Genomic DNA, 16053 nt, shown 5'->3' with positions numbered 1-16053 from the left:
GCCGAAGGCCGCATCCGCCGTAAAGAATGTCCCTCGAAACTGAATGACTGGACCCACAACCAAATGCTGATTATCCCCGCCATTGATTTGAAAGACGGCCAATGCGTACGACTGCGCCAGGGCCTGATGGACGACTCCACCGTATTCTCTGACGACCCGGTCGCCATGGCCAAACGCTGGGTTGCCGCCGGTTGCCGCCGGTTGCACCTGGTGGACCTGAACGGCGCCTTTGAGGGCAAACCGGTCAACGGCGAGGTGGTGACGGCCATCGCCCGAGCCTACCCGGACCTGCCGATCCAGATCGGCGGCGGTATCCGCAGCGCCGAGACGATCGAGCATTACCTGCAGGCGGGCGTCCAGTATGTGATTATCGGCACCAAGGCGGTGAAGGAACCGGAGTTTGTGACCGAGATGTGCCGCCGTTTTCCGGGGCATATCATTGTCGGTCTGGATGCCAAAGACGGTCTGGTGGCGACGGATGGTTGGGCCGAGGTGTCTGAGGTGAAGGCGACGGATCTGGCGAAGCGTTTTGAGAAAGATGGCGTCAGTGCGATTGTCTACACGGATATTGCCCGCGACGGTATGATGCAGGGCGTGAATGTGGAGCAGACGCTGGCGATGGCGAACGCTTCGAGCATTCCGGTGATCGCCTCTGGCGGTATTACCAATATGGATGATATCAAGGCGTTGCGTCAGGTATCCGATCAGGGCATTACCGGAGCGATTACCGGCCGGGCGATTTATGAAGGCTCGCTGGATGTGGCTGAAGCCCAGGCTTATTGTGATTCGGCTGGGTCCTAATCGTAACGTCCGACTTGGTGCTTGTCAGGTCGTCCGGGCGGAGGCAGGGTAAACCCTTCGGAGACCCGCCGTGAACCCATCCATGGGGGCTTCTCGTCGACATCCATGTCTCCGAGAGTCTCCGAAGGGTTTACCCCGCCTCCGCCCTCAGTGCCAACCTGTGCGCTATTGCCACTTGGCATGCTCCCAAAAAGAATTGCTTTTAGAGGCTATACGAAGCTCGTAATTGCGTAGGGCGGATAAGCCAACGGCGCATCCGCCGCCAAGCCCAAAAAGACACTAAACCAACTGCAGGCCGAACTGCAGTTCCTACGACCGCACTGAGGGCCGATGTCAGGTAGCCCTTTCCAAGACCCTCAACCGAGGGACTCGCGTTGTGGAGCGTACAGGGATGTATTCACAGCGTGTCTTGGAAAGGGCTACCTGATAGCGGCCCGGACGTGATGCATTGATGTCAGTGCTACAAGGTTCATTTAAAGGTTCGATATGGCTCTAGCAAAACGCATCATCCCCTGTCTCGACGTCGATAATGGCCGTGTGGTCAAAGGCGTTCAGTTTGTTGATATCCGTGATGCCGGTGACCCGGTGGAAGTGGCCAAGCGCTACAACGAACAGGGCGCGGATGAGATTACCTTTCTGGATATTACCGCCAGCCACGAAGGGCGGGATACCACCGTGCACACCGTCGAGCGCATGGCCGCCGAGGTGTTCATCCCGCTGACCGTGGGTGGGGGTATTCGCAAGATTGAAGACATCCGGCGCATGCTCAATGCCGGGGCCGACAAGGTGGGCATCAACTCCGCGGCCGTGTCCGATCCGGAGTTTGTCAAAGCGGCGGCGGAGCGCTTTGGGTCGCAGTGTATTGTGGTCGCCATCGACGCCAAGCAGGTCAGCGGTGAGGGCGAGGCGCCCCGGTGGGAGATTTTTACCCACGGCGGTCGCAAGCCTACCGGGATTGATGCGGTTCAGTGGGCGCGCAAGATGGCCGATTACGGTGCGGGAGAAATACTGCTCACCAGTATGGATCGCGACGGTACCAAGAATGGCTTTGATCTGAAACTGACCCGGGCCATCAGCGACGCGGTGTCGATACCGGTCATCGCCTCCGGTGGAGTGGGGAATCTTCAGCACCTGGCGGATGGGGTTCTGGAAGGGGGGGGCGATGCGGTATTGGCGGCCAGTATCTTCCACTTTGGGGAGTACAGCATCCCCGAAGCCAAGGCCTATATGCGCGAACGCGGCATTGAGATGCGCTAGCTCTCAATGCCGCGTTCGCGGTTTGATATCCGTAGGGTGAACGCTGGTCAGGCGGCCCGGTAACTCTCTAAGGCTTCTTTCACCTTGGGCTCGGCGGCGCAGATGAAGTCGATGAATTCGCCGACTCCGATTTCCGCATCCTCCCGGCTGTCGAAAGGGCCTATGTCCACGCCCTCCCGGGTGGTGTAATACCAGTAGCCGTCTTTTTCCAGAAAACGTCCGCTCCGCTTGGGGACGCTGCCGTGTTCTCCTGCTCTGTTCTCGCTCATAATCTTAACCTGCTTGGTTGATCGCTTTTCCCCGGGATCGGGGTGAATTCCCTGATCGAAGTGCGGTGTCTGCGCCGGTAACACCCGCTACGCAACCGCTTCCTGTCTTTATAGAGCAATATTAATTTAATAGCAAATGTTGACTCAGGCGATACGGGCGCCGTTCGGTGACCAGTGGGCTGAGTTTTTCTGTGGCCGCGTCGGGTCCGCCTGCCATCGATTGCGAGCCCACTGGGGGGCGCCAAAGGCTGAGAGGGGGGGCCAGGCAACTGCGTCCGACAATCGACAGGGGGGCCTCGGGCCGCTCCAGAAGCACCGATATGGGTACCAGGTTGACGCCAGCGTCGGCCAACAGGGGAGTGATTTGCTCCAGTACCATCAACGTCTCGGGGTAGGGGTGACCGATGGCAAGGGCGTAGCCACGGGTACGGGCCAGCTCGATGGCCTGTTTGAGCTGGCGCATTACGCTTTCTACCGAACGTTCATGGTCGAGGAAAACATCCCGCTTGAGGGTGGGAATCCGGTAGCGTCGGGCGGTTTCCCAGGCCTGGCTGTCCGCCGTGGTGCGGCTGTCGATAAAGTAATAGCCATGTTCGCCCAAGTACTGCATCAGCCAGCCCATCGGCTCGCTTTCCTGGGTCAGTTGGCTGCCCATGTGGTTGTTGAGGCCGCGGGCTTCAGGGATGCTCCTCAGGTTGTCCTCGAGGGTGCGGATGAAGTCCCTGTGGCTCATGCCTGAGGCCAGCGCTCCGGCATCCAGTGGCAGGTTGCGAATGTTGCTCATGGGGTTGTGCAGCATGATTTCCTTCCCCATTGCCGCCCCCTCGCGGGCCAGTCTTGAGCCGTGGGGTGCGTGCGGCAATACGGCAAAGGTGAAATTGCCGGGCAGGTTCAGGCTGCGCTTTCCCAGAGCGGCGCTGTAGCCGATATCATCAATGATGATCGCCAGTTGCCCGGCCTGACTCAGGGACGCTCCCAGCAGCAGAACGGCGACCAGGGTAAGGCGCAGCAACGGCAGGAGCATCCGGGTTTACTCCGCTCCCGACTCGTGCTCGGGCGCATTGTCGCTGTCGGACAGCGGGGGCAGGCGCTGGGCTAGATTGGCCTTCTGACGCTGCTGAAAAATATGCAGCCCCTTGAGCATATTGATGGCTTCGTGGAGTTGGTTGTCGCCGATATCATCATCGCGGGCCTCTCGCTCGGATTTCCGGGTGCGGGTATTGCTCTCTTCCCCGCCGTTGGCATTGCCCAGGTGGCCGGCGAGATCTGCCTCGGTGGAGCGGACACCGGTGCGCAGGGCGGTGACCCGGGCGCGCTCGACCGTGACGTCGGGCACGATGCCCTGAGCCTGGATGGAGCGACCGTTCGGAGTGTAGTAGAGCGCCGTGGTGAGCTTGACCGCCCGGGTTTCAGAGATGGGAACCACCGTCTGTACCGAGCCTTTGCCGAAGCTGCGGGTCCCCAGGACCACGGCGCGACCGTGATCTTGCAGGGCACCAGCCACAATTTCAGACGCCGAGGCGGAGCCGTCGTTGATCAGTACCACAATAGGCAGGTCTTCGGCCACTTCGCCCTCATTCGCGTAGTAGCGCATATCGCTGTTCTCGGTACGCCCCTCGGTGTAAACCACCAGCCCTTCATTCAGAAAGGCATCGGCGACCTCCACCGACGTCTGCAGCACGCCCCCGGGGTTGTTGCGCAGATCGAGCACAATGCCGCGTATATCGTCGTGCTCCGCGCGCAGGTCTTCCAGCGCGTCAATCATGTCCTGGCCAGTACTGACCTGGAACTGGGCGATTCGAATGTACGCGTAGTGGTCATCTTCAACCCGCACGCGCACACTCCTGACCTTGATGATGTCCCGGGTCAGGGTGACCTCAAAAGGCTGGTCGATGCCCTCCCGCACCACGGTCAACGTCAGGTCGCTGCCTTTGGGGCCGCGCATTTTCTCCACGGCTTCGTTTAGACTCAGGCCTTTGACCGGTTGGTCATCCAGGCGAATGATCAGATCGCCCGGCTCGATGCCGGCCTTCTGGGCGGGGGTGTCATCAATCGGTGCGATCACCTTGACGAAGCCATCTTCCATCCCGACTTCGATCCCGATGCCACCAAACTCACCCGAGGTGTTTTCCTGTAGATCTTCGAAGGACTTTTCATCCAGATAGGCCGAGTGTGGGTCCAGCTCGGCGATCATACCCTTGATCGCGTACTCCAACAGCTCGGCGTCCGACAGCTCCTCCACATAACCATTGCGAATATGGTCGTAGACCCGGGTGAAGGTGCGGAGCTCCTCGAGCGGCAGCAGGCCCTGCTCTTCGGGCGTGGCGGTGTCTGTCACGGACTGGGCCAGCGCCAGCGGTGATAGGGTGGCGAACAGTACCGCCAGGGCAGCCTGTTTGAAATTAGCGTACAGCATCCGGTTCTCCTGACTTGAGGGTCCGGTGTGGATCGGTTCCCGCGAGCGTGGCCGTGGGGATGACAATATGACAATCAGTATGGCGCATAATTCACTATAGCCGGTATCCCGGATGAGGCGATCAAGCCTGCGCCAGCCAGGGCATGGGGTTGGTGGGTTTGCCCCGGTGTCGAATCTCGAAATACAGGCCGGCCTGAATCTGGCCGCCCGTGTTGCCAACGCTGGCAATGGTCTCCCCCGCGCTGACCCACTCGCCGGTCTCTTTGTACAGGCTTTGATTGTGGGCGTACAGGCTCATATAGCCCTCGCCATGGTCCACAATCAACAGGAGTCCGTGGCCCCGGAAGTAATCGGAAAATACCACGCGGCCATGGTGCACGGCCAGTACCGGCTCTCCCTCGCTGGCACCAATGACAATGCCGTTGCGGGTGATCTGACCGTCCAGCTGAGCGCTGCCAAAACGGTGTCGCAGAGACCCCTGGGCCGGCCAGGGGAGGCGACCTTTGCGCTGGCTGAACGGGGTATCGCCACCGGGCAGTTCCAGGTCGGCGACGGCGGCGACCATTTCGTCCAGCAGCGACTGGAGCCGCTCCCGGTCCTTCTGCAGGTCCGCCAGCTCCTGATCGGTGGAGCGGATGCGCTGATTCAGGGCGGCCAGGGTCTGGCGGCGGCTTTCCTGGCGCTCGGCCAGACGTTCGTGTTGTGCTTTCAGTTGGTCCCGGTTGCGGGCCAGCTCAGCCGTTTTCTGGACAATGCGGGGCTCGATGCGATCCAGCTCGGCGAGCGTCTCCAGGTAGCGCTCGATTTTATCGGTGCGTGCTTCCAGCCAGTAATCGTAATAGCGCAACAGGCGCGATACGCGCTGGGGACTCTCCTGGTTGAGCAGCAACTTGATCTGGCTCTGTCGGCCCAGGGCGTAGGCGGCCTGGACCTGTTCGGCAACGGCCTGCTGCTGAGCCTGTCGGGACTGATCCAGCTCGTTGCGCTCCTGCTTCAGGCTCTGCAGGTCGCTGTTCTGTTGCTCAAGGTCGGACTCGATGCGCTCAATTTTTTTGAGCAGCTCGCCAATATCGGATTCCGAGGATTCGAGCTGTTCCTTGAGTTCATCCCGGGAGCCCTGGGTTTTCTTCAGCTCCTGTTGCAACTGCTCAATGGTCTTCTGAAGCTCCTGCATTCGCGCTTCATAGTCTGCCTGGTCATTGGCCTGAGCAGCGCCGCTCAGGATCAGGCACAGGCAGAGCAGGTACTTTCCGAGGCCTTGGACACGCGCAGCGATCATCATGGGGGGGGAACCTTGCCGTCGATGGGGCGACCGGGAGGTCGCCCCATCTGTGGATTACTCGCTCAGGGTGACCAGGTTGCGACCGGTCATTTCCTTGGGTTGGGGTAGGCCCATCAGGTGCAGCATGGTGGGTGCCAGGTCGGCCAGGGAGCCGCCTTCGGCGATGCTGCCTTTGCGCGAGCTGACGTAGATCAGAGGCACCGGCAGGGTGGAGTGCTGGGTGCTGACCTGGCCGGACTCGGGGTCGTACATTTCCTCGACGTTGCCGTGGTCAGCGGTCACCAGCGCTTCGCCTCCCGCTTTCAGAGTGGCGTCGAGCACCCGTCCCAGGCACTCATCCACGGCTTCAACGGATTTGACCGCCGCTTCGAAGATGCCCGAGTGGCCCACCATGTCGCCGTTGGCGTAGTTGCAGATGATGGCGTCGTACTTCCCGGACTCGATGGCTTCGACCAGTTTGTCGGTCACCTCCGGAGCGCTCATTTCGGGCTGCAGGTCGTAGGTGGCCACTTTCGGCGAGGGCACCAGAATGCGATCCTCGCCTTCAAACTCGGACTCGGTGCCGCCGTTGAAGAAGAAGGTCACGTGGGCGTATTTCTCGGTTTCGGCAATGCGCAGCTGGGTTTTGCCCTGCTTGGCCAGGTAGTCGCCAAAGGAGTTCACCAACTCCTGGGGCGGGAAGGCGCAGTTGGCCTTGATGTCCGAGGCGTACTCGGTGGTCATCACGAAGTCGGCCAGCTTGGGCTCGCACTGACGCTTGAAGCCGTCGAAATCGCTTTCGATCAGGGCGCGGGTGATCTGGCGGGCCCGGTCGGGACGGAAGTTCATGAAGATGGCAACATCGCCGTCCTAAATTGTCACCGGCTCCTGGCCGTCACCGGCAATCACGGTCGCCTTGACGAACTCGTCGTTTTCATCACGCTCATAAGCGGCGGCCAGGCCTTCAACGGCGGTCTTGGCGGTAAATTCGCCGGTGCCGCAGGCCATGGCGTTGTAGGCTTTCTCGACCCGATCCCAGTTGTTGTCCCGGTCCATGGCGAAGTAGCGCCCGACAATGCTGGCAACCCGGCCAACGCCCAGCTCGGCGAACTGCTTTTCGGCCTTCTCGAGAGAGGCCTTTGCGCTGCGCGGGGCGGTGTCGCGGCCGTCCAGGAAGGCGTGCAGGTACACTTCCTTGGCGCCGCGTTTGGCGGCGGCGTCCACCATGGCAAAAATGTGGTCTTCGTGACTGTGAACGCCCCCTTCGGACAGCAGGCCGAACACGTGCACGGCCTTGCCGGCGTCTTTTGCTGTGTCGATGGCCGCGGCGTAGGCCGGGTTCTCGGCGAACTCGCCGTCTTCGATTGCTTTATTGATGCGGGTGAAATTCTGGTAGACCACTCGGCCGGCACCAATGGTGGTGTGGCCCACTTCACTGTTGCCCATCTGGCCTTCCGGCAGGCCCACCGCCATCCCGGAGGTGGCGATCAGGCTGTGCGGAGCCTCTTTCCAGAGGCGGTCCAGAACCGGGGTGTTGGCACTGTACACAGCGTTGTGCTCGGTCTTTTCCGAGTAGCCAACGCCATCCAGAACGATCAATACGGTGGGCTTTTTGGCAGCAGTCTGGTTAGCGGTCATAGTTACGGTCACTTCTCTGAGTCGCTGAATGAAGGTCGAATGGAATGGCCATCGCCAGTACCCGGCGGGTCGCTATCGGGTACAAAGGGCCCATTCTAACGCGTTACCCGTGGTAACTCTACGTCAGCCGCTGAGAAAAGGACGTCTGATGGTGTATACTGCGGCGCGCTCCGCCTCGGGTAAACCGTGCGCGGATTCTCCCCGATTCGAGTTGAGGAAGGCGAAGACGTGGAATTTTTTGTATTTGTCAGTCAAGAATGGCTTCTGATCACCACGCTGGCGGTGTTGATGCTGGTGTACGCCATGCGCGAGCGCATCAAGAATGGCAAGCCCATTCCCGCGTTTGAGGTGACCCGCCTGCTCAACAACGAGGAGGCGGTGCTGCTGGATGTGCGCGAGGCGTCGGAGTTCAAAGCCGGCCATATTTCCGGCGCGCTGAACCTGCCCTACAAAAAAGTGACGGCAGAGGCAGAGCAGCTACTGGCGCCGCACCGGGACAAGATCATCGTGGTGGCGGACAAGCTCGGTCAGCACGCGGGGGCGGCCGGCCGCACCCTGGGGCAGAAAGGCTTTGATGTACGCCGTCTGGCCGGCGGTATTACCGAGTGGCAGAACCAGGGTATGCCCCTGGTGAAAGGCTGATCCGCAGGAGGTTAGAATGGCGAAAGTAGTGATGTACACCACGGCGGTATGCCCGTTTTGTGTCAATGCCAAGCACTTGCTGGAAGGTAAAGGGGTGGCATTTGAAGAGATTCGGGTGGACCGGGACCCGTCCCTGCGTAAAAAGATGATGGCTGACAGTGGTCAGCGCACGGTGCCTCAGATCTGGATTGGTGACACCCATGTGGGTGGCTTTACGGACCTGTGGGCATTGGACAAAAGCGGCAAGCTGGATGACATGCTGGGCTGAGCGCTCACCGACAGCGGCCGATTCAGGGCTAATTGATTGAACCAACGGAAACCTAATTATGGCAGATGAAAACACCACTCAGGAAAACGGCGCTGGCGCCACTCAGGAAGCGCCGCGCGGTCTTCAGATCAAGCGGATCTACCTGAAGGATTTGTCCTTTGAAACGCCCATGGGCGTTGAATCCTTCAACCGTGCCTGGAAACCGAAAATTGATCAGGAGCTGAACGTTCAGGTCAACAACCTGGATGAAAACCACTACGAAGTGGTGCTGCTGATGACCATCACCGCCACGATGGATGACAAGGTGGTGTTTCTGGTGGAAGTGAAGCAGGCTGGCCTGTTCGCGATTCAGGGGCTGGAGAAAGCCCAGTTGAGCCAGGTGATCAACACCACCTGCCCCCAGATCCTGTTCCCCTACACGCGCGAAGTGATTGACTCCACGCTGTCCCGCGGCGGTTTCCCGCCCCTGATGCTGCCTCCGATCAACTTCGATGCGGTATTCGCCCAGGCGGTACAGCAGGTTCGCAAGCAGGGCGAGTCCTCGCAGCCGGCTGACGCCTGAGTCAGCCCCTGAGACAGAGTCAGTCCTGAAGCCAGGTGTACACCTCGTTTTCTGAGGGTGCCTGGCCCGGTGTCACCGCATAGTGTTCACCGTGCAGTGAGGTGGCGCCCTCCAGGCGCACCTCGCTGGTTTGAGGGTGAACCTTTTCCACCCTCAGATGAACGCCGCTCTCCAGGCGGTGCGCGCTGTACTGCCGATACTCCCCCGGAATGGGCCGCAGGCTGATCCGGTGCAGAGGCAGTCGGTCCCCCACTTGTAACCCCTGGACGTGTCCGGCATGTAGCAGTGTGGTTGCGCCCGAACGGGGTGGGTCCAGGCGCGCCACCAGAGGCTGGCAGCGAATCACTTCGTTCAGCGCCCGGCCCGCCTCGGCCAACACCGCTTCAATCTTCTGGCCGTAGTCGGTCTCCCAGAACGCCGGGGTCCCGAATCGGGCGCGCTCCGGGCGTCTGGGGTTCCATATTCCCGCCAAACGGTAGCTCCGCGTGTGTAATCGCTGTCCCGTATGGCCATCGTGTAAATTCAGCTGTAGAACAAAATCCCGTTGCCGGGTGTCCCATTCTGGCTTCAGGCGCAGGGTGCTGACGGCGGCGTTGCGGGCGCGGGTCACCAAGCCGGGGTTGAGCGCATCCCCGGGGCGGGCCATGCCCAGGTCATGGAGTGTGCCGCTGAGCACCAGTTGCGTGCCATGCTCCCGGGCCAACTGGCGAATGGGCTGGCCCGAATTGGCGGACGGTTCCGGCAGGCTCTGCCCGATCAGTTGGTACTGAAACAGCTGGTTGCCCCGGGCCAGGTGTTCTCCCAGGCGCTCAGCCAGAGCCTGCTCGGCGCCCGAGAGGCCGCCTGCGTTAGCTTCGGCCCGCTCCCGGCGGGGGAAGGCGGTGATCAGCAATGACTTACGGTACTCCCTTGCTCCGTGGGGGCAGGCCAAGGCGGCGGCCGAGGTTTCCGCCCGGGGGGCGCCGGTGCTCGCTGAAGCCGTGGCCGCCGGGTGCGGGGCGCCTGGGTCCGATCCCGAGACCGGTTCGTACTGTGCGGTATGCTGGCCGTGGGTGCCCTGAGGGTGGCTGCCAAAATGTGGTTGGCTGGGGCCGGCGGTGGCGTCACCCATGAGGGCGGCGGCCATCAGTAGCAGCAGGGCGTTGCGCGCAGGGGCCAGTGGCAATGGTAGTCGGCTGTACTTGGTCACCGGGTCGCTCCGCTGGTGGTCAATACCGGGGAAATGTTTTAGGGTTTCGTATTGGGTTGTCGGCCTGAACAGCAACATCTTGAGGAGTGGGGAACGGAATATGGGCAATGGCAGAGGCCGGTGGTGGTTGGGCGTGACCGGAGTGTTGATCGGTACCCTGCTGATCGGGTGCAGTAGCGGTGGGCGCCATTACGGGGGCCTGAAAGAGACGCTGTCGATTGATCTGCGGCCCAACAACAGCAAACTGTTTGTGTATCAACTGGATGTGCCGGATGCCCGTCAGCGGCCACTGGTGCAGGTGTACCGGTCCCCCAAGGATGTGACCGAGCATCGTCGTCGGGAGCCTTTGGGCAGCCGCGAGTACCGGCAGTTGCGCAGCGACGCCGAGCGGGCCGTGACGCTCACCGGGTACTGCCGGGAGGGCTTTCTGGAGTTGGACTATCGTCTGTCCCGGGCCGAGATGTGGCTGCGGGGAGAGTGTCGTGAGGGCGCTACCGAACAAGACCGGAGCCGCTTTGCCGAAAGATCCCAACTGCCTATTCCACAGCCGGAGTGATCGTGTCCGGTCGTGGTCTCGCGTAGAATGGCGAGCGCCGCCACTTCCGGCGGTCGATCGTCATTGGAGAACGACCCGTGTCATTGCCCCCCTTGCAGCTCAAGAAAAATACCGACCGTCGCCTCAAACGCGGCCACCTGTGGATCTACAGTAACGAAGTAGACGTGGCCAAAACGCCGCTCAAGGCGTTTCAACCCGGGGATCAGGCGCTGGTCCTGGCCAGCACCGGCAAGGCGCTCGGGGTGGCGGTGGTCAATCCGGCCGGCCTGATCTGCGCGCGGCTGGTCAATCGCGATCCGGAGCAGCCCCTGAGTAAATCCCTGCTCGTGCACCGTATCAATCAGGCTCTGGCCTTGCGCGATGCCTTCTTTCCCGGCCCCTATTACCGACTCATCTACGGCGATTCCGATCTGCTCCCCGGGCTGGTGGTGGACCGCTTTGGTGACTATCTGGTGGTTCAGATTGCCAGTGCCGGCATGGAGCGCCACAAGGCCGATATTATCGAGGCACTGGTACAGTGTCTGAAGCCCGCGGGCATTCTGCTGGACAACGATCACGGCGCCCGCGAGCTGGAAGGGTTGGCGCGCTATCAGGAAGTCGCCCACGGCACCATGCCGGACACCCTGGAGCTGTTGGAGAATGGGACCCGCTTCCGGATTCCGGTAGGACAGGGTCAGAAAACCGGTTGGTTCTACGATCACCGCGACAATCGCGCTCGCCTTCAGGGCTGGTGTCGGGATCGCCGGGTGCTGGATGTCTTTTCCTATATGGGCGGTTGGGGTGTGGCGGCTGCCAACGCCGGCGCCCGGGAAGTGGTCTGTGTGGATGCCTCGGCCACGGCGCTGGACGGAGTGGCCACCAATGCCGAGCTGAACGGCGTGGCGGACCGGGTCAGCGCGCTTCAGGGCAAGGCCATTGACGTGCTCAAGGCACTGATCGCCGACGGTGAAACTTTCGATGTGGTGGTGCTGGACCCGCCCGCGTTTATCAAACGGCGCAAGGACCAGAAGGCCGGAGAGGCGGCGTATCGCCACATCAATGAGCTGGCCATTCGACTGCTGGGCCGCGACGGCCTGCTGGTGTCGGCTTCCTGCTCCATGCACCTGGCCCGGGAATCGCTGACCGATATCGTGCGCGGTGCCGGCCGGCACCTGGATCGTCACGTACAGATCATCGCCCAGGGCGGGCAGGGCGCCGATCATCCTGTGCATCCGGCCATCCCCGAGACCGATTATCTGAAAGCGGTGTTTGCCCGGGTGTACCTGCCCTGAGGCGAAGACGTCGTTGTACTGAGTACTGAACCCTCTTGCGAAAGCGGCGGTCCGAGACATGCGCTATGATCTATAGCGCGTTTATGACGGTATGTAATCTGAACGTTCAGATGATTCCAATAACTTTCGTAGGAGAACAACGATGAAATCCATGAAAAATCCCCTGATCGCCTCTGCCAGTGCCGCCCTGTTGTTGGGCCTGGGTAGCCAGGCCGCTGTCGCCGAAAACCCCTTTTCGGCCGAAACACTCTCCAGCGGTTACAGTCAATTGGCTCACAACCACGGTGGCGAGAAGAAAGACGGTGAAGCCAAATGTGGTGAAGCCAAATGTGGTGAAGCCAAGTGCGGCGAAGAGAAAAAAGGTGGCGAGGCCAAATGCGGCGAAGCCAAGTGTGGTGAGGACAAGAAAGACAAGGATGCCGAAGGTAAGTGCGGCGAAGGTAAGTGCGGCGAAGGTAAGTGCGGCGCTTGATGTAATAGCCAGGCGGGGCTTCACGCCCCGCCTGGCTGATGAATGTAGAGAGCGAGTGAGTGTCTGAGTATGCCTCTGTCCAAAGTCCAAGGTGTCGGGTTGGGTCTGCGGCGCGAGTTGCTGGATCAGTTGCCGCCGTCCCCCGACGGTCGTATCGACTTTCTCGAAGTTGCTCCAGAGAACTGGATGGCGATGGGGGGTCGGCTTGGCGCGAAATTCCGCGCATTGACCGAACGCTACCCGTTCAGCACCCACGGTTTATCCCTGTCCATCGGTAGTCCGGCGCCGCTGGATGTCGACTTTGTGACCCGAATCAGACAGTTTCTCGATGAACACCGGATCGAGCTTTACTCAGAACATCTGAGCGCCTGCAGCGACGACGGTCATCTCTATGACCTGATGCCGGTACCCTTTACAGAAAGTGGCGTGCGCTGGATCGCCGAGCGCGTACGCCAGGTTCAGGATATTCTCGAGCGGCGCATCGCTCTGGAGAATGTCTCTTACTATGCGCCTGTCACCACGCCGCAGATGCCGGTGCCGGAGCTGGACGAGGCCACCTTCATTCGGGCGGTGCTTGAAGAGGCGGATTGCAACCTGTTACTGGACGTCAACAACGCCTACGTCAACAGCGTCAATCATCGCTATGATGCCGAGGCATTTATCCGCGCCATGCCGGCCGAGCGCATTCAATACATGCACATTGCCGGTCACTACCGGGAGGCGGAAGACCTCCTGGTGGACACCCACGGAGCGGATGTCATCGATCCGGTCTGGCAGCTGCTGGATGTGGCCTATGACCATGCGGGTATCTGTCCCACACTGCTTGAGCGGGACTTCAATCTGCCACCGCTGCCAGAGCTGCTGACCGAAGTGGATACGGTTCGTGCGCACCAGAACGAGGTGGCCCATGTCGGTGCCCGATGATTACCGGGAGGCGCTGAAGCGTTTCGCCGGTGCCATCCGTGATCCGGAGGGGCAGCCGCATACGGAAGTGGAAGCGCGCCGGATGAAAATCTATCAGGATCTGTTTTTCAACAACCTGAATACTTTCTTGAGCAACAATTTTCCGGTGTTCAAATCCCTGATGCCTGAAGACTGGTGGCTGAAAGAGGTGCGCGGTTTCATGCAGCACCATCGTTGTCAGAGCCCCCTGTTCTCCGATATCGGGCGTGAATACATTGATTACGTCAATTCCGACGCTCGGCCGATCACCCCGGAAGATCCCCCCTTTATGGCGGAACTGCTGCACTACGAGTGGGTGGAGTTGGCGTTGCAGATTGCGACCAATCCCGAACCTGAACCGGGGTTGCACAAGGATGTTATGGCCGGCCACCCGGTGCTGTCACCCCTGGCCTGGCCGCTGGAGTACCGTTTCCCGGTGCATCAGATCGGCCCCGGGTTTCAGCCTCAGGAACCCCCAGAGCTTCCTACCTGGGTATTGGTGTATCGCACTCGGGATCGTCGGGTATCGTTCATGGCTTTGAATGCCTTTACCGCACGCCTGTTGGCGCTGCTGGATGCGAAGCCTGAGCTGAGCGGTCGACAAATTCTTGAGTGTTTACAACGAGAGTCCCCACAGGTTGATCCCGATGCGTTACTGTCCGGCGGTGAACTTATCCTGCAGGAATTTTATGATCTGGGGGTACTGTGTGGCGCTCGTCCACTCCACTCGCCGGATGCCTAGTCCGACATTCATCGACAAGAGCGTCTCTCACTATGAAAGCTTCTGACTTACTGGTCAAAGCGCTGGAATCCGAAGGGGTTGAGCGAGTCTTTGGTGTGCCAGGTGAAGAAAATCTGGATTTGCTGGACTCGCTCTCGCGTTCTTCCATTGAACTGGTGTTGACCCGGCACGAACAGGCGGCGGGCTTCATGGCCGCTACCCAGGGGCGGCTCACCGGCCGGGCCGGCGTGTGCCTGGCCACGCTCGGGCCGGGGGCAACCAACTTGGTGACCGCCGCGGCCTATGCCCAGCTTGGTGCCATGCCACTACTCATGATTACCGGTCAAAAACCGATTAAGAGCAGCAAGCAGGGTGAGTTTCAGATCATTGACGTTGTGGACATGATGACGCCTTTGACCAAGTACACCCGTCAGCTGGTGAGTGGTCAGGCGATTCCGGCGAGGGTTCGCGAAGCCTTTCGCCGTGCCGAACTGGAACGGCCCGGCGCCGTGCACCTGGAACTGCCGGAGGATGTCGCACAGGAGTCTACCGAGGCGCCGATCATCGCACCGAGTCGAGCCGAAATGCCCCAGGCGTCCGATGAATGCCTGGCACTGGCCGCACAAGCAATTCGCAGTGCGCGGCGTCCCCTGTTGCTTATCGGCGCCAGCGCGAGCCGTTACGACATCCATGCTAGCCTGAAAGCCCTGGTTGATCGTACGGGAATTCCATGGGTTGCCACCCAGATGGGTAAAGGGGTGCTGGATGAACGGCATCCCGGGTATCTCGGCACAGCGGCGCTTTCGAGTGATGACTTTGTCCACCGGGCATTTGAGGCGGCGGACCTGATTATCAACATCGGGCACGACGTGATCGAAAAGCCGCCCTTTGTAATGGGCGCCGATACCGATGCCGCGAACTGCAGACTGGGTGCCGGGGAGTTTCTGGCGCCTTGTGGCGATGCACAGGTCATTCACCTGAACTACGTGCCGGCGTCGGTCGACAGCGTCTATTACCCTCAGCAGGAAGTGATCGGTGATATGGCGGACAGTATCAGTCGGTTGGCTGACCGGTTGAGCGTCGAGCCGCATTGGGATTTCGCGGTGTATCAGAGGGTGCGTCAAGGGTTCACTGAGCAACTCACAGCGCACGCACAGGATGCGCGAATACCCATGGATCCGCAGCGGCTGGTGGCCGAGGTAAGGGCGCTGATGCCCGATGATGGCATCCTCGCACTCGACAACGGCATTTACAAACTCTGGTTCGCTCGTAACTACCCCGCCTATCAATCCAACACCTTGCTGCTGGACAATGCGCTGGCGAGCATGGGGGCCGGGCTGCCTTCGGCCATGGCCACCAAGTTGGTGCACCCCGAACGACGGGTTGTGGCTGTGTGCGGCGATGGTGGCTTTATGATGAACTCTCAGGAGATGGAGACGGCCGTTCGATTGAAACTCGATTTGGTGGTTCTGGTGTTACGTGATGATGCGTACGGCATGATTCGTTGGAAGCAACGACATATGGGTTTTTCGGACTACGGATTGAATTACGGCAATCCGGACTTCATTCGTTACGCCCAAAGCTACGGGGCAACGGGCGTGGAAGTGACATCCATCCCGCACCTGGTGGACAGCGTTCAGAGCGCCTGGCATCAAGGCGGAGTGCACTTGATTGTGGTGCCGGTAAACTATGAAGAGAACGAGCCGCTACTGAACCACCAAATTCCCGCAATGAGTCGAGCGCTGGCGCTCTGAGCACCAGCGCCCGGCGTAATTCGTCCGGGAAGAT

General features: G+C 60.5%; 16 protein-coding genes and 1 pseudogene. 11 read left to right on the top strand and 6 right to left on the bottom strand.

Features of this window, described 5'->3' with window-relative positions:
• Positions 1 to 63: 63 nt before the first annotated feature.
• Together hisA and hisF are read left to right on the top strand one after the other, a co-directional pair.
• Positions 64 to 801, top strand: coding sequence for a 1-(5-phosphoribosyl)-5-[(5-phosphoribosylamino)methylideneamino]imidazole-4-carboxamide isomerase (gene hisA / locus B3187_RS12535; RefSeq protein WP_286806826.1), 738 nt, complete (start codon positions 64 to 66; stop codon positions 799 to 801).
• Between the two features lie 486 nt (positions 802 to 1287).
• Positions 1288 to 2058, top strand: coding sequence for an imidazole glycerol phosphate synthase subunit HisF (gene hisF / locus B3187_RS12530; RefSeq protein ID WP_286806823.1), 771 nt, complete (start codon positions 1288 to 1290; stop codon positions 2056 to 2058).
• Between the two features lie 47 nt (positions 2059 to 2105).
• On the opposite strand, the gene B3187_RS12525 is transcribed toward hisF, so the two are convergent.
• The 5 genes and pseudogenes from B3187_RS12525 to gpmI form a co-directional block, all read right to left on the bottom strand.
• Complete coding sequence (locus B3187_RS12525; RefSeq protein ID WP_036161127.1) at positions 2106 to 2327, bottom strand: DUF6316 family protein; 222 nt, start codon at positions 2325 to 2327, stop codon at positions 2106 to 2108.
• 121 nt (positions 2328 to 2448) lie between these two features.
• Complete coding sequence (locus tag B3187_RS12520) at positions 2449 to 3351, bottom strand: divergent polysaccharide deacetylase family protein (protein WP_024461412.1); 903 nt, start codon at positions 3349 to 3351, stop codon at positions 2449 to 2451.
• A 6-nt stretch (positions 3352 to 3357) separates the two neighbouring features.
• The gene (locus B3187_RS12515) at positions 3358 to 4743 is read right to left on the bottom strand and encodes a S41 family peptidase (RefSeq protein WP_024461411.1); all 1386 of its coding nucleotides are present in this window, start codon (positions 4741 to 4743) and stop codon (positions 3358 to 3360) included.
• A 121-nt stretch (positions 4744 to 4864) separates the two neighbouring features.
• Complete coding sequence (locus tag B3187_RS12510; RefSeq protein ID WP_286806819.1) at positions 4865 to 6025, bottom strand: murein hydrolase activator EnvC family protein; 1161 nt, start codon at positions 6023 to 6025, stop codon at positions 4865 to 4867.
• Between the two features lie 54 nt (positions 6026 to 6079).
• A pseudogene (gpmI, locus tag B3187_RS12505) lies at positions 6080 to 7642 on the bottom strand (2,3-bisphosphoglycerate-independent phosphoglycerate mutase).
• 228 nt (positions 7643 to 7870) lie between these two features.
• Here gpmI and B3187_RS12500 point away from each other — a divergent pair.
• Genes B3187_RS12500 through secB form a run of 3 tightly spaced genes read left to right on the top strand, consistent with a single transcriptional unit; the run spans position 7871 to position 9114 of the window.
• Complete coding sequence (locus tag B3187_RS12500) at positions 7871 to 8284, top strand: rhodanese-like domain-containing protein (protein WP_024461408.1); 414 nt, start codon at positions 7871 to 7873, stop codon at positions 8282 to 8284.
• Positions 8285 to 8300: 16 nt separating this feature from the next.
• Entirely contained in the window at positions 8301 to 8552 is a 252-nt protein-coding gene (gene grxC / locus B3187_RS12495) for a glutaredoxin 3 (RefSeq protein ID WP_286806816.1), read from the top strand.
• 58 nt (positions 8553 to 8610) lie between these two features.
• Positions 8611 to 9114, top strand: a complete 504-nt coding sequence (secB, locus tag B3187_RS12490; protein ID WP_024461406.1) for a protein-export chaperone SecB — start codon at positions 8611 to 8613, stop codon at positions 9112 to 9114.
• Between the two features lie 19 nt (positions 9115 to 9133).
• On the opposite strand, the gene B3187_RS12485 is transcribed toward secB, so the two are convergent.
• Complete coding sequence (locus tag B3187_RS12485) at positions 9134 to 10303, bottom strand: flagella assembly protein FlgT middle domain-containing protein (RefSeq protein ID WP_024461405.1); 1170 nt, start codon at positions 10301 to 10303, stop codon at positions 9134 to 9136.
• A 100-nt stretch (positions 10304 to 10403) separates the two neighbouring features.
• Here B3187_RS12485 and B3187_RS12480 point away from each other — a divergent pair, with 100 nt between their 5' ends.
• From B3187_RS12480 to B3187_RS12455, 6 genes are all read left to right on the top strand, one after another.
• Positions 10404 to 10859: a hypothetical protein gene (locus B3187_RS12480; protein WP_024461404.1), complete on the top strand. Its 456-nt coding sequence runs from the start codon at positions 10404 to 10406 to the stop codon at positions 10857 to 10859.
• A gap of 77 nt (positions 10860 to 10936) precedes the next feature.
• Positions 10937 to 12130 carry a class I SAM-dependent rRNA methyltransferase gene (locus tag B3187_RS12475; RefSeq protein ID WP_286806815.1) on the top strand — a complete coding sequence of 398 codons (1194 nt, stop codon included), beginning with the start codon at positions 10937 to 10939 and terminating at the stop codon, positions 12128 to 12130.
• A 142-nt stretch (positions 12131 to 12272) separates the two neighbouring features.
• Complete coding sequence (locus B3187_RS12470) at positions 12273 to 12602, top strand: hypothetical protein (protein WP_286806813.1); 330 nt, start codon at positions 12273 to 12275, stop codon at positions 12600 to 12602.
• A 69-nt stretch (positions 12603 to 12671) separates the two neighbouring features.
• Entirely contained in the window at positions 12672 to 13526 is an 855-nt protein-coding gene (locus B3187_RS12465) for a DUF692 domain-containing protein (protein WP_286806812.1), read from the top strand.
• On the top strand, positions 13510 to 14286 hold the full coding sequence (locus B3187_RS12460; protein WP_286806811.1) for a DNA-binding domain-containing protein: 777 nt from the start codon (positions 13510 to 13512) through the stop codon (positions 14284 to 14286). The genes B3187_RS12465 and B3187_RS12460 overlap by 17 nt, the downstream gene beginning before the upstream one ends.
• 32 nt (positions 14287 to 14318) lie before the next feature.
• A complete protein-coding gene (locus B3187_RS12455) occupies positions 14319 to 16019 on the top strand; it encodes an acetolactate synthase large subunit (RefSeq protein WP_286806809.1) in 1701 nt (566 codons plus the stop codon).
• The last annotated feature ends 34 nt before the right edge of the window (positions 16020 to 16053 follow it).

The organism is Marinimicrobium sp. UBA4209 (assembly GCF_002381585.1).
Taxonomy (GTDB): Bacteria; Pseudomonadota; Gammaproteobacteria; order Pseudomonadales; family Cellvibrionaceae; genus Marinimicrobium; species Marinimicrobium koreense.
Note: the sequence above shows the minus strand (reverse complement) of the source record. Positions and strands in the feature narration are given on the sequence as shown.